Annotated in this window: 17 protein-coding genes and 1 pseudogene; 9 read left to right on the forward strand and 9 right to left on the reverse strand. The window is 69.7% G+C overall.

Translation table 11 applies throughout. From position 1 onward, the window contains the following. A pseudogene (gene eno / locus ACFPMG_RS10075) lies at window positions 1–376 on the reverse strand (phosphopyruvate hydratase); the annotation flags it as partial. A 324-nt stretch (window positions 377–700) separates the two neighbouring features. Here eno and pqqA point away from each other — a divergent pair. The 5 genes from pqqA to pqqE all read left to right on the forward strand — a co-directional run bounded on the left by pqqA (window position 701) and on the right by pqqE (window position 3,943). Continuing rightward, a complete protein-coding gene (gene pqqA, locus ACFPMG_RS10080; RefSeq protein WP_014240199.1) occupies window positions 701–781 on the forward strand; it encodes a pyrroloquinoline quinone precursor peptide PqqA in 81 nt (26 codons plus the stop codon). A gap of 69 nt (window positions 782–850) precedes the next feature. Next, the gene (pqqB, locus tag ACFPMG_RS10085; protein ID WP_376995003.1) at window positions 851–1,780 is read left to right on the forward strand and encodes a pyrroloquinoline quinone biosynthesis protein PqqB; all 930 of its coding nucleotides are present in this window, start codon (window positions 851–853) and stop codon (window positions 1,778–1,780) included. Then, a complete protein-coding gene (gene pqqC / locus ACFPMG_RS10090) occupies window positions 1,777–2,553 on the forward strand; it encodes a pyrroloquinoline-quinone synthase PqqC (RefSeq protein WP_376995005.1) in 777 nt (258 codons plus the stop codon). The genes pqqB and pqqC overlap by 4 nt, the downstream gene beginning before the upstream one ends. Beyond that, entirely contained in the window at window positions 2,550–2,837 is a 288-nt protein-coding gene (gene pqqD / locus ACFPMG_RS10095) for a pyrroloquinoline quinone biosynthesis peptide chaperone PqqD (protein WP_376995007.1), read from the forward strand. Before pqqC ends, pqqD begins: the two co-directional genes overlap by 4 nt. Next, window positions 2,834–3,943, forward strand: coding sequence for a pyrroloquinoline quinone biosynthesis protein PqqE (gene pqqE, locus ACFPMG_RS10100; RefSeq protein ID WP_376995008.1), 1,110 nt, complete (start codon window positions 2,834–2,836; stop codon window positions 3,941–3,943). The genes pqqD and pqqE overlap by 4 nt, the downstream gene beginning before the upstream one ends. 136 nt (window positions 3,944–4,079) lie before the next feature. Here pqqE and ACFPMG_RS10105 read toward each other — a convergent pair whose 3' ends face one another. The 6 genes from ACFPMG_RS10105 to tpiA form a co-directional block, all read right to left on the reverse strand. Further along, complete coding sequence (locus ACFPMG_RS10105) at window positions 4,080–4,517, reverse strand: ComEA family DNA-binding protein (RefSeq protein ID WP_376995009.1); 438 nt, start codon at window positions 4,515–4,517, stop codon at window positions 4,080–4,082. A 106-nt stretch (window positions 4,518–4,623) separates the two neighbouring features. Continuing rightward, entirely contained in the window at window positions 4,624–5,451 is an 828-nt protein-coding gene (gene kdsA, locus ACFPMG_RS10110) for a 3-deoxy-8-phosphooctulonate synthase (RefSeq protein ID WP_038528264.1), read from the reverse strand. Window positions 5,452–5,554: 103 nt separating this feature from the next. After that, on the reverse strand, window positions 5,555–6,253 hold the full coding sequence (locus ACFPMG_RS10115; protein WP_376995010.1) for a dienelactone hydrolase family protein: 699 nt from the start codon (window positions 6,251–6,253) through the stop codon (window positions 5,555–5,557). Between the two features lie 143 nt (window positions 6,254–6,396). Continuing rightward, the gene (locus ACFPMG_RS10120; protein WP_137140419.1) at window positions 6,397–8,025 is read right to left on the reverse strand and encodes a CTP synthase; all 1,629 of its coding nucleotides are present in this window, start codon (window positions 8,023–8,025) and stop codon (window positions 6,397–6,399) included. Window positions 8,026–8,184: 159 nt separating this feature from the next. Next, window positions 8,185–8,517: a preprotein translocase subunit SecG gene (gene secG / locus ACFPMG_RS10125; RefSeq protein WP_094305973.1), complete on the reverse strand. Its 333-nt coding sequence runs from the start codon at window positions 8,515–8,517 to the stop codon at window positions 8,185–8,187. A gap of 128 nt (window positions 8,518–8,645) precedes the next feature. After that, the gene (gene tpiA, locus ACFPMG_RS10130) at window positions 8,646–9,401 is read right to left on the reverse strand and encodes a triose-phosphate isomerase (protein ID WP_109138483.1); all 756 of its coding nucleotides are present in this window, start codon (window positions 9,399–9,401) and stop codon (window positions 8,646–8,648) included. 228 nt (window positions 9,402–9,629) lie between these two features. Between tpiA and ACFPMG_RS10135 the strand changes: the two genes are divergently transcribed. The 3 genes from ACFPMG_RS10135 to ACFPMG_RS10145 are packed head-to-tail and all read left to right on the forward strand — an operon-like array spanning window position 9,630 to window position 13,876. Beyond that, a complete protein-coding gene (locus ACFPMG_RS10135; protein ID WP_376995012.1) occupies window positions 9,630–11,516 on the forward strand; it encodes a SurA N-terminal domain-containing protein in 1,887 nt (628 codons plus the stop codon). 37 nt (window positions 11,517–11,553) lie between these two features. Continuing rightward, window positions 11,554–13,065: an anthranilate synthase component I gene (gene trpE / locus ACFPMG_RS10140; RefSeq protein ID WP_376995013.1), complete on the forward strand. Its 1,512-nt coding sequence runs from the start codon at window positions 11,554–11,556 to the stop codon at window positions 13,063–13,065. A 7-nt stretch (window positions 13,066–13,072) separates the two neighbouring features. Further along, a complete protein-coding gene (locus ACFPMG_RS10145) occupies window positions 13,073–13,876 on the forward strand; it encodes a hypothetical protein (RefSeq protein ID WP_376995014.1) in 804 nt (267 codons plus the stop codon). Between the two features lie 60 nt (window positions 13,877–13,936). Here ACFPMG_RS10145 and ACFPMG_RS10150 read toward each other — a convergent pair whose 3' ends face one another. Both ACFPMG_RS10150 and ACFPMG_RS10155 read right to left on the reverse strand, forming a co-directional pair. Then, a complete protein-coding gene (locus ACFPMG_RS10150) occupies window positions 13,937–14,140 on the reverse strand; it encodes a heavy-metal-associated domain-containing protein (protein ID WP_137102786.1) in 204 nt (67 codons plus the stop codon). 27 nt (window positions 14,141–14,167) lie between these two features. Continuing rightward, a complete protein-coding gene (locus ACFPMG_RS10155; RefSeq protein WP_376995015.1) occupies window positions 14,168–15,367 on the reverse strand; it encodes a divergent polysaccharide deacetylase family protein in 1,200 nt (399 codons plus the stop codon). A gap of 79 nt (window positions 15,368–15,446) precedes the next feature. On the opposite strand from ACFPMG_RS10155, the gene ACFPMG_RS10160 reads away from it, so the two are divergent. Next, on the forward strand, window positions 15,447–15,950 hold the full coding sequence (locus ACFPMG_RS10160) for an STY0301 family protein (protein WP_376995016.1): 504 nt from the start codon (window positions 15,447–15,449) through the stop codon (window positions 15,948–15,950). The last annotated feature ends 134 nt before the right edge of the window (window positions 15,951–16,084 follow it).

The raw sequence follows: 16,084 nt of genomic DNA on the forward strand, positions 1-16,084 counted from the left end.
CCTCTTCCGCCGCGGCCTTGGCGACGGCGAGCGAGACGCCGAGGATGGCGTTGGCGCCCAGCCGGCCCTTGTTGGGGGTGCCGTCCAGCTCGATCATGGCGAGGTCGAGGGCGCGCTGGTTGGAGCCGTCGAGGCCGGCGATGGCGTCGAAGATCTCGCCGTTGACCGCCTCCACGGCCTTCAGCACGCCCTTGCCGCCGTAGCGGGACTTGTCGCCGTCGCGCAGCTCCACCGCCTCGTGCGCGCCGGTCGAGGCGCCCGACGGAACGGCGGCGCGGCCGAAGGCGCCGGATTCGAGCAGGACGTCCACCTCGACGGTCGGGTTCCCACGGCTGTCGAGGATCTCGCGGGCGTGGATTTCGGTAATGGCGCTCATGTTTGTCCTTCCTCCGCGTTGCGCGCGTCCACTGGATGATCTTTCCAGGCGGATGATCTTTCCAGGCGAAAAAGAAGCGCGCGGGCTTGATAGCCCTGCGTGCGGGGGGATGCAAGGCCGCTGGGGCGCAACAACGCGCGGAAGGACGCCCGGACGGTGGAGCACCCCTATCCGGTTGTGCAGCGCACCTGCTTCCAAAGTCGCATAGACCACCTTGTCCCGTACCCGTAGCGTTCTAACGTTCGCTAGCGGGGCCGCCCGCGGCGGGCGGCAACAGCCCCTGGGAATCACCCCAAGGCCAATCCAAGCGCGGAGGACCCAACCATGAAGACCTGGCGCAAGCCCCAGATCGTCGAAATCGCCGTCGGCACCGAAATCAACGCCTACGCCTGCGCCCGCCTCTGAGCGCCGGCCGGTTCCCATGCGTGACGACCGCCGCCTGATTCGGGCCGCCTTGATTAGGGAAGGCACCCCATGCTGACGATCCTCGTCCTTGGCTCCGCCGCGGGCGGCGGTTTTCCCCAGTGGAACTGCAACTGCGCGGGCTGCCGCCGCGCCCGCTCCGGCGACCCGGCGGCCCGCCCGCGCACCCAATCCTCGCTCGCCGTCAGCGGGGGCGACGGGCGCTGGTTGCTGCTGAACGCCTCGCCGGACATCGGCCAGCAGATCCTCGCCAACCCGGCGCTGCACCCGCAGACCGCCGTGCGCCACAGCCCCATCGCCGCGGCGGTGCTGACCAACGCCGACATCGACCATGTGGCGGGCCTGCTGACTCTGCGCGAATCCCAGCCGCTGGCCGTTTACGCCACCGACCGGGTGCACCGCGTGCTGGAGGCGAACGCGGTCTTCCGCGTGGTCAATCCGGAGCTTGCGCCGCGCCGCGCCATGGCGCTGGACCGGCCCTGGGTTCCCGCCGACGCCGCCGGAACCCCCTTCCCCTTCGAGATCGAAGCCTTTGCCGTGCCCGGCAAGGTCGCGCTCTATCTGGAGGACCCGTCCGCCGCCGGCTTCGGCTCGGTGGCGGAGGACACGGTGGCTCTGCGCATCCGCGACCGCAACGGCGACGGGGAGTTCTTCTACATCCCCGGATGCTCGGCCATGCCGGGCTGGCTCGCCGACCGGCTGCGCGGGGCGCCGCTGGTGCTGTTCGACGGCACCACCTGGACCGACGACGAGATGATCCGCGCCGGCACCGGCAGCAAGACCGGCCAGCGCATGGGCCACATGGCGATGTCCGGCCCGGACGGCTCCATCGCCGCCTTCGCGGGACTGGGCGTGCGGCGCAAGGTCTTCGTCCACATCAACAACACCAACCCGGCCCTGCTGGACGACTCGCCCGAACGGGCAGCAGCCGCCGCCGAAGGTTGGGAGATCGCCCACGACGGGATGGAGTTCACGCTATGACGTCAGCGCTGTCGCGCGAGGACCTGGAACGCGAGCTGCGCGCCATCGGCGAGCGCCAGTACCACGACCTCCACCCCTTCCACAAACTGCTGCACGGCGGGAAGCTGAAGCGCGGGCAGGTCCAGGCCTGGGCGCTGAACCGCTTCTACTATCAGGTCTGCATCCCGAAGAAGGATCTCGCCCTGATGGCGCGGATGGACGATCCGGCGCTGCGCCGCATCTGGATCCAGCGCGTGCTCGACCATGATGGCTTCGGCGAGAGCCGGGAGCGCGAGGAGGGCAAGGTCGGCGGAATCGAGCGCTGGCTGCGCCTGACCGACGGGCTGGGTCTGGACCGCGACTATGTCACTTCGCTGAGGGGCATCCTGCCGGCGACCCGCTACGCCGTCGATTCCTACGTCAATTTCGTGTCAAGCAAATCGACGTTGGAGGCCGTTGCCTCGTCCCTGACCGAGCTGTTCGCCCCGGCCATCCACCGCGAGCGCATCGCCGGGTTCGAGGCCTACTACGCCTTTGCCAACGACGCCACCCTGTCCTATTTCCGCAAGCGGCTGGACGAGGCGCCGCGCGACGTCGAATTCGGGCTCGAATACGTGCTCGACAACGCCCGGACACCGGAGCAGCAGCAGCAGGTGATCGCCGCGTTGCGCCACAAGGCGGAGCTGCTGTGGGCACAGCTGGACGCGCTGCACCACGCCTATGTGTCGCCCGGCCTGATCCCGCCCGGCGCCTTCGTGCCGGACGACATGGAACCGCCGGTCTACCGGCGATGACGGACGGCGTGACCGAGGAGGACCGGGTCCGGCTGGCCCCCGGCGTCATGCTCCGCCAGGACCGGGTGCGCGGCCATTGGCAGCTCCTGGGGCCGGAGCGCGTGCTGATCCTGGACGAGGTGGCGCTTGAGGTGGTGCGGGCCGTGACCGCCAAACCTCCGGTGACGGTGGGCGCGGCCGTCGCGACTCTGGCCGCGCAATTCGACGCGCCGCGGGAGGAGATCGCCGCGGATGTGTTGGAACTGTTGGGCGACATGATCACGAAGGGGTTCCTGACCCGATGACCTTCTGTGGCGCCACGACCGGACTCGAACCGCCGCTGGCCCTGCTGGCGGAACTGACGCACCGCTGCCCGCTGCGCTGCGCCTACTGCTCCAACCCGCTGGCGCTCGACCCGGCCAGCCGGGAGCTGGACACCGCCGCCTGGTGCCGCGTGCTCGACGAGGCGGCGGACCTCGGCATCATCCAGGTGCATTTCTCCGGCGGCGAGCCGACGGCGCGCAAGGACCTGGAGGCGTTGATCGCCCACGCCACCGCGGCCGGGCTCTACGCCAACCTCATCACCTCCGCGGTTCTGCTCGACCGGGCGAGGCTGGAGCGGCTGCGCAACGCCGGGCTCCAGCATGTGCAGATCGGCTTCCAGGACACGGTGCCGGCCAAGGCCGAACTGATCAGCGGCTTCCCCGGCGGCCAGCCGAAGAAGCTGGAGGTGGCGCGCGCGGTCACCGATGCCGGCATGGCGCTGACGGTCAACGCCATCGTGCAGCGCCACAACATCGACCGGGTCGACGATTTCATCGACATGGCGCTGGAGTTGAAGGCCGGCCGGATCGAGATCGCCAACGTCCAATATTACGGCTGGGCGCTGAAGAACCGCGCCGCCCTGATGCCGACCCGCGCGCAGCTGGTCCATATGGACGAGCGGGTGCGCGCCCGCCTGCCGGAGCTGAAGGGCCGGCTGGTCGTCGACTATGTGGTGCCCGACTACTACGCCAAGCGCCCCAAGGCCTGCATGGGCGGCTGGGGCCGCAAGTTCCTGAACGTGACGCCCAGCGGCTCGGTTCTGCCCTGCCATGCCGCCGAGACGATCCCCGGCATGACGTTCGATCGGGTGACGGAGCGCCCGCTGGCCGACATTTGGGCCAACTCCGCCGCCTTCCAGCGCTACCGCGGCACCGATTGGATGCCGCAACCCTGCCGGAGCTGCGACCAGAAGGAGATCGACTGGGGCGGCTGCCGCTGTCAGGCGCTGGCGCTGACCGGAAGCGCCGACAACACCGATCCGGTGTGCGACCTGTCGGAGCATCACGGCCGGCTGGCGGAGATCGCCGCAGAGGATGGCGGTACGGCCGAGGCGCCGATCACCTACCGGAGCTTCAGCCTCTTGTGACGCTATCTTAGCCCTCTCCCCTCAGGGGAGAGGGTGGCCTGGAGGGCCGGTGAGGGGGATGCGCGTGGTGCTACGTCCGGCAAAAGCGCAACCCCCTCACCCTAAACCCTCTCCCCAGAGGGGAGAGGGGATTGGCTCACTTCTTCGGGGCGGTCGTCGCCGAGGCGCTGGTCTTGGAGCCGCCGACCGCGGCGATGCGCCCCTTGATGTCGTCGTAGACGTTCTGCGGCACGATCTTCTTGCTGACCAACTCGTCCTTGGAACGGTAAGGGCGGTTCTTCACGATGGCCTCGGACCGCGCCTCGCCGATTCCCGGCAAGGTCTGAAGCTCGTCCTTGCCGGCGGTGTTGAGGTCGATGACCTTGGCCTTCGCCGTCGACGATGACGACCCGCTGCCCATCGGCGGCGCGGTGGTGGTGCCGCTGTGCCCTGGCGGCATGGCCGGCTTGGCCTGCGGCATGGGCGTGGTCGAAGGCGTTGCGGACGGCGCGGTCGATTGCGCGAGGGCGGGAACGGCGATCATCGCGCCAACACTGGCGATGGCGGCGATGGCGCACAGGCGGATCGGCTTCATGGCGTTGCTCCATGGCTCAACCCACGGGCGCTCCAGCGGAAGCGCGGCGCCCACGGTGCCTGGGCAACGCTGGAACCGGCACGCCGTTCCCGAACCTGTCCTTTCGTCAGCCTTTTGCGAGCCGATCGAAGGCCTGGAGGCGCGCCAGCAGGGCCGGCATTTCCTTCAGTGGGACCATGTTCGGACCGTCGCTGGGAGCGCAGTCCGGATTCTCGTGGGTCTCCATGAAGACGGCGGCGACGCCCACGGCGATGGCGGCACGCGCCAGCACCGGAACGAACTCGCGCTGGCCGCCGGAGGTGGTGCCCTGCCCGCCCGGCTGCTGCACGGAATGGGTGGCGTCGAAGACCACCGGGAAGCCGGTCTCCGCCATGATCGGCAGGGACCGCATGTCCGACACCAGCGTGTTGTAGCCGAAGCTGGCGCCGCGCTCGCACAGCAGCACCTTGTCGTTGCCCGACGCCACCAGCTTCGCCGCGACGTTCTTCATGTCCCAGGGGGCGAGGAACTGGCCCTTCTTGACGTTGACCGCCCGGCCCGTCTTGGCCGCCGCGATCAGCAGGTCGGTCTGGCGGCAGAGGAAGGCGGGGATCTGGAGGACGTCCATCACCTCGGCCACGGCGGCGCACTGGTCGGCCTCATGCACGTCGGTGATCACCGGGCAGCCGAAGCGCTCCTTGATCTCGGCGAAGATCGGCAGCGCCTTGTCCATGCCGAGGCCGCGCGCCGTGCTGATGGAGGTGCGGTTGGCCTTGTCGAAGGAGGACTTGTAGATCAGCCCGATGCCCAGCGCGCCGGTCATCTCCACCAGCGCCGCCGCGGTCTCCAGCGCGTGGTCGCGGCTTTCCATCTGGCACGGTCCGGCGATCAGGGTGAAGGGCCGGTCGTTGGCGATGGTCAGGTTGCCGATCTGGACGGTCTTGGCGGTGGTCATCCCGTGCTCTCCAAAAAGCAATGCGAGGGGACGCATGCCAAAGGCCCCCTCGCGCTGCTCCTTCCTTCCCAGATATCGGCGATCCCGGTCAACCGGAATGGCGTCAACCCAGATGCTGCTTGAAGAAGGCTGCCGTGCGTCCGTTGGCCAGCTCCGCCGCCGCCGCGTCGAAATGGGCGCCGCCGGCGCGGGCGAAGGCGTGATCGACGCCGGGGTAGACGTGGGCGGTGACGTTCGGGTTGCCCTTCACCGCGGCCAGGATCGTCTCCCGCGCCTCCGCCGGGACGAACTGGTCCTTCTCGGCAATGTGCATCAGAAGCGGCTTGGTGATGCTCACCGCCTCGCCGGCCAGACCGTCGAGGCCGACGCCGTAATAGCTGACGTTGGCGTCGGAGTCGGAACGCGCCGCCATCATGAAGGCGAGCCGCCCGCCCAGGCAGTAGCCGACCGACCCCACCTTGCCGGTGCAATCCGGATTCTGGCGCAGCCACGCGAGCGTGGCCTTGAGGTCGTCCACCGCCTTGTCCTGGTCCATGCCGTTCATCAGGGCGAAGGCGCGGTTCCACTCCTCCTGGGTCTTGTCGGTGATCTGGACGCCCGGCTCCTGCCGCCAGAACAGGTCCGGGCAGACCGCCAGCCAGCCCTGGGCGGCGAAACCGTCGCACAGGTCGCGCATGACCTGATTGACCCCGAAGATTTCCTGGATGACGACGAGTCCCGGCGCCGGTCCGCCGCCCGCCGGTTTGGCCACATAGGCGGAAAAGCTGCCGCCGTCGCCGGCAGGGATGCTGATGTCGGTCATGGTTGTGTCCCTTCCCTTGGTTTTTTCCCGGACCCGCAACGCAAAAGCGGCGGCCGTTGGCTCGGCCGCCGCTGTCACTATACCCACAGGAAACCCGGAACCGGAACACGCGGGGGAGGAATGCCCTCCCCCGTATGGTCACATCAGACCAGCCGGCTCTGCTCGATCGCCGCCTTGATGAAGGAGGTGAAGAGCGGGTGCGGGTCGAAGGGCTTGGACTTCAGCTCCGGGTGGAACTGCACGCCGATGAACCAGGGATGGTCCGGGATCTCGACGATCTCGGGCAGCTCGCCGTCCGGCGACAGGCCGGAGAACAGCAGGCCGACCTTCTCCAGACGCTCCTTGTAATAGACGTTCACCTCGTAGCGGTGGCGGTGCCGCTCGGTGATGTCGGTGGTGCCGTAGACCTCCGCGACCTTGCTGCCGGGGACCAGCTTCGCCGGGTAGGTGCCGAGACGCATGGTGCCGCCGAGATCGGTGCCCTCCGTGCGCTTCTCCAGGCTGTTGCCGCGCATCCACTCGGTCATCAGGCCGACCACCGGGTTGCCCGGCTTGCCCAGCTCGGTCGAGCCGGCGTCGACGATCCCGGCCATGTTGCGGGCCGATTCGATCACCGCCATCTGCATGCCGAAGCAGATGCCGAAGTACGGCACCTTGCGCTCGCGGGCGAACTGGGCGGCGCGGATCTTGCCCTCCGTGCCGCGCGAGCCGAAGCCGCCGGGCACCAGGATGCCGTGGACGTTCTCCAGCCGCTGCACGGCGGTGTCGTCCTCGAAGATCTCCGAGTCGATCCAGTCGAGCTTGACCTTCACGTTGTTGGCGATGCCGCCATGGGTCAGCGCCTCGGCCAGCGACTTGTAGCTGTCGAGCAGGCTGGTGTACTTGCCGACGACGGCGATGGTCACCTCGCCCTGCGGCTTGCGCACGCGCTCCATGATGCTGGTCCAGCGGGACAGGTCCGGCTTGCCCTCGGTCGGCAGGCCGAAATAGGCCAGCACCTGGGTGTCGAAGCCTTCCTCGTGGTAGCTGACCGGCACCTGATAGATCGAATCGACGTCCAGGGCGGCGATCACGCGCTCCGGACGGATGTTGCAGAACAGCGCGATCTTGCGGCGCTCGTTGTCCGGGATCGGACGGTCGGCGCGGCAGAGCAGGATGTTCGCCTGGATGCCCATGCCCAGCAGCTCCTTCACGGAATGCTGGGTCGGCTTGGTCTTCAGCTCGCCCGCCGTCGGGATGTAGGGCAGCAGGGTCAGGTGGATGAACAGGGCGTTCTCCGGACCGACCTCGTTGCCGAACTGGCGGATGGCCTCCAGGAAGGGGGTCGACTCGATGTCGCCCACCGTGCCGCCGATCTCGCAGAGGATGAAGTCCTCGTCGGTCGTGTCGGCGCGGATGAAGTCCTTGATCTGGTCGGTGACGTGCGGAATCACCTGCACGGTGGCGCCCAGATAGTCGCCGCGGCGCTCCTTGGCGATCACCGTCGAATAGATGCGGCCCGTGGTGATGTTGTCGCCACGGCGCGCGGCCACGCCGGTGAAGCGCTCGTAATGGCCGAGGTCGAGGTCGGTCTCAGCACCGTCGTCGGTCACATAGACCTCGCCGTGCTGGTACGGGCTCATCGTGCCGGGGTCCACGTTCAGGTACGGGTCCAGCTTGCGAAGCCGCACCTTGTAGCCGCGCGCCTGGAGAAGCGCCCCAAGCGCCGCCGACGCCAGACCTTTGCCCAGCGAGGAAACGACGCCACCGGTGATGAAGATGTAGCGAGTCATGTCCGTCCGAAGACCTTCAGAGCCTGATCCGTTCCCCGAATTCGGACCGTCCCCGGGCGCGGCCCGGATCGACGATCCTCAAAAGAAAGAGGCGGCTTCGGGGGAGGCCGCCTCGCGTCGGACCCGGCCGGAGCCGCGTCGCGTTTTGCCGGGCCGCTTTTACTGGGCGACCGGCGGAGCGGGCTGCGCCGGCGTGGCCGGCTGGGCGGGGGCCGCCGGGGCCACGGGCTGGGCCGGCATCGTGTCGATGATCGAGGTCGGCGCCTTGTGCGCGCCCGCCAGGATCGCCAGGACCAGGCTGGTCGCCATGAAGCAGCCCGCCAGGATGCCGGTGGTCCGCGTCAGCAGATTGGCGGTGCCGCGGGTGGACATCATGCCCCCCATATTGCCGCCGCCGATGCCGAGACCGCCGCCTTCCGACCGCTGGATCAGGATGACCCCGACCAGCGCCAGGGCGATCAGCAGGTGAATGACCAGAAGCACCGATTCCATGCAGCCCGTTCCCTTGATCCCTTCCCGGAGCGGTCCGCAGGGACCGCCCAAACCAACAGCGCGCCACGGACCTTGGCAAGGGCCCGTGGCGCGCGCCCACTGTTTTTAACGCGGTCCTGCGCGATATGCTAGCGGCAACTGGTGGCGATCGCCCAGAAATCGTCCGCCTTCAGCGCGGCGCCGCCGACCAGCGCGCCGTCCACATTCTCCACCGCCATCAGTTCCGCCGCGTTGCCCGGCTTGACCGAGCCGCCGTAGAGGACGCGCACCGCGTCGGGATCGGCGGTCTTGCCGGCCAGCTCCGCCCGGATGTGGGCGTGCATCGCCTTGACGTCGTCGGGCGTGGCGGTCTTTCCGGTGCCGATGGCCCAGACCGGCTCGTAGGCGATGACGGTGTTCGCCGCGGTGGCGCCCTCCGGGATCGAGCCCTTGAGCTGGCTGGCGACGACGCTGTTCGCCTGCCCGGCGTCGCGCTGGGCCTCCGTCTCGCCGACGCAGATGATGGCGATCAGGCCCGCCTTGTGGGCGGCGGCGGCCTTGGCGGCGACCTGCGCGTCGGATTCGGCGTGGTCGGCGCGGCGCTCCGAATGGCCGAGGATGACGTAGCGGCAACCGGCGTCGGTCAGCATGGCCGGGCTGACGTCGCCGGTGTGTGCGCCGGAGGTCTTGGCGTGGCAGTCCTGCGCGCCGAGCGCCAGCGGGCTGCCGGAAATGGCGTCGCCCACCGGGAACAGCAGCGGGAAGGGCGGGCACACCAGCATGTCGAAGGCGACCGTCCCGGCCCCCGTCAGGCGTCCGGCGAGATCCGAGGCCAGATCCAGCCCGTCGGCCTTCAGCCCGTTCATCTTCCAGTTCCCGGCAATCAGTTTGCGGCGTGCGGCCATGGCGTTTTCGTCCTCCGGCTCTCGTTTGTTGATGTGGGCGTTGTCGCGGGTGTTCGTTTTCAAAGTGCGTCCCCTGTCTAGCAAGGAGCGCTTGGCATTTCCACCCGTCCAACGGGTTCTTTCCGATGGGGAATCGCGGGGGAAATGGGGTGTTGCCGGGCTTTCGCGGGGTGCCTATGATGCCGCCCCGGCCGCAGGGCCGCCCTTTGCGCACTCACTTCGGGTCCCATGCTTCAGTTCATCCGCACTTACGCCGGTTCGTGGGTCGTCAAGATCCTGTTCGTGCTCCTCATCGTCAGCTTCGCGGCCTGGGGCATCGGCGACATGATCCGCACAGGCGGGATCTCCAGCACCGTCGCGTCCGTCGGCAAGGTGGAGATCGACCGGGCGGAGCTGGACCAGGAGTTCCGCCGCCAGATGGAGCGGCTGCGCCCGATGGTGGGCGGCAACCTGACGACGGAGCAGGCGCGCCAGTTCGGCCTGCTCGACCAGTCGCTGTCGGCGCTGGTGCAGCGCGCGCTCTACGATCAGGCGGCGCGCGACGCCGGGATCTCGGTCGGCCCGGACGTGGTGCGCCAGCGCATCGCCGAGGAGCCGGCCTTCCGCAACGCGCAGAACCAGTTCGACCCGAACCAGTTCCGCAGCGTGCTGCGCAACAACCAGCTCACCGAGGACGGCTACGTCGCCCTGCTGCGCCGCGAGACCGCGCGTGAGCTGGTGGCCGGAGCGGTCGGCGCCGGGGTGACCCCGCCGAAGCCGCTGGTCCAGGACCTCTACCGCTTCCGCGGAGAGCGCCGCGTGGCCGAGGTCGTCACCCTGCCCAACGCCGCCATCGGCGACGTCGGCGTGCCCGACGAGACGGAGCTGACCCGCTATTACGAGGACCATCAGGTCCGCTTCACCGCGCCGGAATACCGCGCGCTGAGCATCGCGCAGCTCTCCGCCGACGAGATCGCCAAGGACATCCAGGTTCCCGACAACGAACTCCGCGCCGCCTACGACGAGCGCGCCGACGAGCTCGGCACACCGGAGCGCCGCACAGTGGAGATGGTCCTGGCCGACGACGAGGCGAAGGCGAAGCAGATCGCCGAGGCCGCCAAGACCAAGGGCCTGACCGCCGCTGCCAAGGACGCCGGGACCGACGTCATCACGCTCGACAACGTCACCCGCAACGAGCTGCCGGAAATCGGCGACGCCGCCTTCGCCCTGGCCCAGGGCGCGATCAGCGACGCGGTGCGCAGCGGGCTGGGCTGGCATGTCCTGACGGTCACCGCCATCCAGCCGGGCGCCACCAAGAGCTTCGAGGAGGCCCGCGACCAGCTCCTGGCCGAGCTGCGCAAGGAGAAGGCGATGGATTCGCTCTACTCCATCGCCAACCGCGTCGAGGACCAGCTCGCCAGCGGCGCCCCGCTGGAGGAGGTCGCCCAGGCCCAGTCGCTGCCCATCGCCAAGATCGCCGCGGTCGACAGCAGCGGCAAGGCGCCGGACGGCAAAGACGCCGCCCCGGGCCGCCCGAACTTCGCCGCCATGGTGCAGACCGCCTTCCAGCTCGCCTCCGGCGCCACCTCGAACCTGACCGAAGCGCCCAACAACGTCTTCTACGCCGTGCGCGTCGACGGCGTGACGCCGGCCGCGCCCAAGGCGCTGGCCGAGGTGCGCGATCAGGCCGTCGCCGGCTGGCAGGACGACAAGCGCGCCAAGCTGGCCGCCGAGAAGGCCCAGGACATCGCCGCCAAGCTGAAGCAGGGCTCGGAGGCCGCAGCGCAGGACGTCGCCGGCCAGTCCGGCGCCAGCTTCGCCATGACCACGCCCTTCACCCGCGACGCCCGTTCGGTCGAGGGGCTGCCGGGCGAGCTGGTGCGCAAGCTGTTCGAGGTGAAGCCGGGCGAGACGGTGATCGGCGCCACCGCCGACAGCCAGGTCGTCGCCCGCCTGAAGGAGATCATCCCGGCGGACCCGGCGGCCTCCGACGCCACGCTGGCGACCGTGGAGAGCACCGTCGCCCAGGGGCTGGAGAGCGACATCATGGCCCAGTTCGGCAACGCGCTGCGCAACAGCTACCCGGTCGAGGTTCACCGCAACCGCATCGACCAGTTCTTCGCCAGCGGCAACTAACCCCACTCAATCGCCCCACTCAGCCGAGGCCCGTCCCGTGAAGGTTCAGCCGGAATCCGCCGCCTTCCACACCGCTTATGAGGCCGGCAAGCCGCAGGTGGTGTGGACCACGCTGGTCAGCGATCTGGAGACACCCGTCTCCGCCTACATGAAGCTGGCCGACGGGCGCCCCTTCGGCTTCCTCTTCGAATCGGCGGAGCGCGGGGCGGGGTCGCGGCGCGACCGCTACTCGGTGATCGGCTTCAAGCCCGATCTGGTGTGGCGCTGCCGCCGCGACCGGGCGGAGGTGAACCGCAACGCCCTTCACGATCGCGACGCCTACGAGCCCATCGACGCCGACCCGCTGGAGTCGCTGCGCGCCCTCATCAACGAGAGCCGCATCGACCTGCCGGACGCGCTGCCGCCGATGGCCGCCGGCCTGTTCGGCTACCTGACCTACGACATGGTCCGGCTGATGGAGCGGCTGCCGGACGACAACCCGGACGAGCTGGGCATCCCCGACGCCATCCTCTCGCGGCCGAGCATCGTCGCCATCTTCGACAGCCACACCGATTCGGTGACTCTGGTCACCCCGGTCTGGCCGAAGCCGGGGGTCGACGGCGCCGCCGCCTACGGCGACGCCCGCGAACGGCTGATGGACGCGGTGGCCGACCTGGAGCGCCCCCTGCCCTACCGGCGGGAGCCGCGGACCAAGGACGGGCTGCCGCTCGCCTGGACCTCCAACACGACGCGCGAGGAGTATCACGCGATCGTGGAGCGGGCGAAGGAGTACATCCGGGCCGGCGACATCTTCCAGGTCGTGCCGTCCCAGCGCATCCGCTTCCCCTTCAAGCCGTCGCCGCTGGCGCTGTACCGCACGCTGCGCCGCCTGAACCCGTCGCCTTTCCTGTTCCACTGCGACTTCGGCGAGCTGTCGGTCGTCGGCTCCAGCCCGGAAATCCTGGTGCGCGTGCGCGACGGCAAGGTGACCGTCCGCCCCATCGCCGGCACCCGCAAGCGCGGCGCCACGGCGGCGGAGGACCAAGCGCTGGCCGAGGACCTGCTGAGCGATCCGAAAGAGCTGGCCGAGCATCTGATGCTGCTCGACCTCGGCCGCAACGACGTGGGCCGCGTGGCGCGCACCGGCACCGTCAAGGTGACGCAGAAGATGATCGTGGAGCTGTACAGCCACGTCATGCACATCGTCTCCAATGTCGAGGGCGACCTCGACCCGAAGCACGACGCGCTGGACGCGCTGATCGCCGGCTTCCCGGCCGGCACCGTGTCGGGCGCGCCGAAGGTCCGCGCCATGCAGATCATCGATGAGCTGGAGAAGGCCCGCCGCGGCGTCTACGCCGGCTGCGTCGGCTATTTCGGCGCGTCGGGCGCCATGGACACCTGCATCGCGCTGCGCACCGCCGTCCTGAAGGACGGCATGATGTATGTGCAGGCCGGCGGCGGCGTGGTCGCCGACAGCGATCCAGAGGCCGAGTATCAGGAGACCGTCAACAAGTCGATGGCCCTGATCCGCGCCGCGGAGGAAACCGTCCGCGAGACCTCCGCCCGGTAAGGACCGCATGCCCCTCGATGCGCTGCTGCTGCCGCTGATCGTCAAGATCGTGGCGGCGGCCCTGGTCGTCGTCGCCGCCTCGCTGGCGGCGGAGAAGGCCGGCCCCTTCTATGGCGGCATGATCACCGCCCTGCCCGTCTCGACCGGACCGGCCTTCGTGATGCTGGCGATGGAGCATGGCGACGGCTTCGTCGCCGACGCCGCCCTGTCGGGAATGGTCGGGAACGCGACGATCGTCCTCTATCTGGCGCTTCTGGTGCGGATCGCCCCGCGCTGGAGCATGCCGGCGACGGTCATCGCCAGCTCCGTCTTCTGGATCGCCACGGCGGCCACCCTGCGCTCCGCCGTCGACTGGACGCTGCCGCTCGCGCTGCTGCTGACGCTGGCCTGCTACGGCATCGCCGCCTGGGCGGTGTCGGCGCCGATTCCACAGGACACGGTGGTCCGGGTGGCGCGGTCGCGCTGGTACGATATCCCGGCCCGCGCCGGTCTGGTCGGCCTGCTGGTCGCCACCGTGACCACGCTCAGCCACAGCATCGGGCCGGCGGCCACGGGAATCGCCGCCGTCTACCCCATCGCACTCACCAGCCTGACGGCGATCCTGCACGGCCGCCTGGGCGGCGGCGTGGTCGCCGCGGCGATGCGCAGCGCGCTGCTGACCAACCCCGGCCTCGCCCTGGCGCTGACCACCGCCCATCTGCTGGCCGAGCCAGCCGGACGGTTCGTCGCGCTCGGCGTCGCTCTGGCGGTGTCGCTGTCCTGGGCCGGCGGCCTGCTGGTGTGGCGGCTGCGCCGCCCTCAGGCGGCCTGAATCCGTCTCAGGCCTGAACCCCTTCTCAGGCCTGAACCCCTTCTCAGGCCTGAAAAGGACTTAGGCCTGACCGCCGAAATCGAAGCCGGCGCCTTCCACGGCCGTCTTCACCGTCTCCGGGGCGACTCCGCCCTCCACGGCCACGGTGCCGGCGTCGAGGTCCACCGTCACGGCGGCGCCCGGCGCCAGCTTGCCGATGGCGTTGGTGACGGAGCGGGCGCAGCCGCCGCAGGTCATGCCGCCGACCTTGTAGGTGTCAGCCATGGAACTCTCCTCAAGCGGGACCAGCGGTCACCCGCCGGTGTGATGGGCGCGCACGACGGCGCTGACCGGAACCAGGACGAAGCCGCGTTTCTGCACCTCCGGCATCCAGGAGGCCAGTGCGTCGATTGTCGCATCGTGCGGGTGGCCGATGGCGATGGCGTAGCCCTGCTTGCGCGCCACCTGCTCCGTCTTGGCGAGCTGGCCGCGCACCGCCGACACGGTCATCTCGTTGTCCAGGAAGATGTCGCGCCCGGCAAAGGGCATCTGCAGCTCCCGGGCAAGGGTCAGGCCGGCGCTCTTCGCGGTGGTCCGGCTGTCCAGCCACAACAGGCCGCGCCGCGCGATCTCCCCCAGCACAGGCGTCATGGCTGCGGAATCGGCGGTGAAGCGGCTGCCCATGTGGTTGTTCACCCCGACATAGCCGTCGAAGCTGTCCAGCGCCGCCTTGGTCCGGCGCAGGATCTCCCCTTTGTCGAGCGACACGCGCAGCGCCTGCGGTCCCGGATCGGCCGAGCCGCTGGGCTCCATGGGAAGATGAAGCATCAACTCATGCCCAGCGGCGCGGGCGGCGCGGGCCTGGGCCGGCAGCTCGTGGGCGTAGGGCAGCCACGCCAGCGTCAACGGCGCCGGCAACGACACCGCGCGATTCGACCGCTTGCGGTCCACGCCCATGTCGTCGATGACGATGGCGATGGCCGGCTTGCCCGGCGGGGCGCGGAAGGGCAGCGCGTTCTTCTTCCACAGCGGCGAGCCGGGGGCCACCTTGGGCGGTTCCAGCGGGGCGACGGGAGGCGGCAGCATCGCCACCACCGGCTTCGGCGTCAGGGCCGGCGGCGGGGGCGGTGCGGGAACCGGAACGGGGGCCGGGACCTCGGTCACCTGCGGAGCCGGCGCGGGAACGGGTGCCGGAGCGGATTCGGCCTCGCGAACCGGCGGCGGCGGGGGCGGCGCCTCGGCGACCTTGGGCGGCGGGGCCTTGATCGGCGCGGCCGGGGCGATGACCGGCGCCTCCCGCTCCACAACGGTCTCCATCTCCGGCGCGTCGCGCCCGATGATGAAGCGCGCGCCGAGCGCCACCGCGAAGACCGCGACCACCCCGGCCAGCGCCAGCAGGACCGGCGAGACGGCACGCCCCGATGCCGTCCGTCCCGATGCGGCGGCCGGTGTTTTCGGCGATGGCTTCCGTGCCGCGGCTTTCTGGGGCTTGCGCGGCGTTTTTCTGGCCATGGGAAGGAATCTCGAACCCTGGTTTCCGGTTTGCGCGCAAGGTGGCACCCCAACACCGTCCCTGCAACAGCGGAGCAGGGTGGAGGCCTCCACCGGCTGGGACTATGCTGTGACCGCCATGCTCCGCACCCTGATCCTACTGACGGTCCTCGTCACCGCCACCGCCGGCCCCGCTCTCGCCAACGAGGTCCGCTGCCCGCCCAGCCTGACCGTGCAGGCCCAGCCGGAGGCGCCCGGCGGCTGGTCGCCCTACCCGGCGAAGGACCAGCACGCCTTCGCCGGCGTCGCGCTGGTGGAGGGCGACCGGGCGGCGCAGATGACGTCTCCCTCCCTGGCCGCCGCCCCGGCGGGGCTGGAGCCGGACCGCAGCCTTCGGCGGGGGCGCTCGGAAATCCGGCAATGGGACTTTCCCGCCGCGCGGCGCGACAACGTTTTCCTGATCTGCCGCTACGGCGGGACGCAGGCCACGCTGGCCATCGACCTGCCGCGCACCGTGCGGCGCTGCCAGATCACCGAGGAGACCGACGCGCGCGGCATGGTCCTGGACAAGCCGGCGACGGCGCCGCAGTTCCTCTGCCGCTGATTCTCCGCGGAGTCGAGGTTCGGACAGGCTGGAAATCCACCGCTCCAGCCGCTAGGGTACCCGCCTTGGAACAAGGCCGGAACGCTATTCCGGGACGATTGGGCCGTGACCAACGGACCGGAAACGACAGGCCG

This window comes from Azospirillum himalayense, assembly GCF_042657465.1.
Classification (GTDB): Bacteria; Pseudomonadota; Alphaproteobacteria; order Azospirillales; family Azospirillaceae; genus Azospirillum; species Azospirillum himalayense.

Excerpts from the sequence above, each read along its gene's own strand:
- pqqA (WP_014240199.1), top strand. The coding sequence starts at position 701 with ATGAAGACCTGGCGCAAGCCCCAGATCGTCGAAATCGCCGTCGGCACC.
- pqqB (WP_376995003.1), top strand. The coding sequence starts at position 851 with ATGCTGACGATCCTCGTCCTTGGCTCCGCCGCGGGCGGCGGTTTTCCC.
- pqqC (WP_376995005.1), top strand. The coding sequence starts at position 1,777 with ATGACGTCAGCGCTGTCGCGCGAGGACCTGGAACGCGAGCTGCGCGCC.
- pqqD (WP_376995007.1), top strand. The coding sequence starts at position 2,550 with ATGACGGACGGCGTGACCGAGGAGGACCGGGTCCGGCTGGCCCCCGGC.
- pqqE (WP_376995008.1), top strand. The coding sequence starts at position 2,834 with ATGACCTTCTGTGGCGCCACGACCGGACTCGAACCGCCGCTGGCCCTG.
- ACFPMG_RS10105 (WP_376995009.1), bottom strand. The coding sequence starts at position 4,517 with ATGAAGCCGATCCGCCTGTGCGCCATCGCCGCCATCGCCAGTGTTGGC.
- kdsA (WP_038528264.1), bottom strand. The coding sequence starts at position 5,451 with ATGACCACCGCCAAGACCGTCCAGATCGGCAACCTGACCATCGCCAAC.
- ACFPMG_RS10115 (WP_376995010.1), bottom strand. The coding sequence starts at position 6,253 with ATGACCGACATCAGCATCCCTGCCGGCGACGGCGGCAGCTTTTCCGCC.
- ACFPMG_RS10120 (WP_137140419.1), bottom strand. The coding sequence starts at position 8,025 with ATGACTCGCTACATCTTCATCACCGGTGGCGTCGTTTCCTCGCTGGGC.
- secG (WP_094305973.1), bottom strand. The coding sequence starts at position 8,517 with ATGGAATCGGTGCTTCTGGTCATTCACCTGCTGATCGCCCTGGCGCTG.
- tpiA (WP_109138483.1), bottom strand. The coding sequence starts at position 9,401 with ATGGCCGCACGCCGCAAACTGATTGCCGGGAACTGGAAGATGAACGGG.
- ACFPMG_RS10135 (WP_376995012.1), top strand. The coding sequence starts at position 9,630 with ATGCTTCAGTTCATCCGCACTTACGCCGGTTCGTGGGTCGTCAAGATC.
- ACFPMG_RS10145 (WP_376995014.1), top strand. The coding sequence starts at position 13,073 with ATGCCCCTCGATGCGCTGCTGCTGCCGCTGATCGTCAAGATCGTGGCG.
- ACFPMG_RS10150 (WP_137102786.1), bottom strand. The coding sequence starts at position 14,140 with ATGGCTGACACCTACAAGGTCGGCGGCATGACCTGCGGCGGCTGCGCC.
- ACFPMG_RS10155 (WP_376995015.1), bottom strand. The coding sequence starts at position 15,367 with ATGGCCAGAAAAACGCCGCGCAAGCCCCAGAAAGCCGCGGCACGGAAG.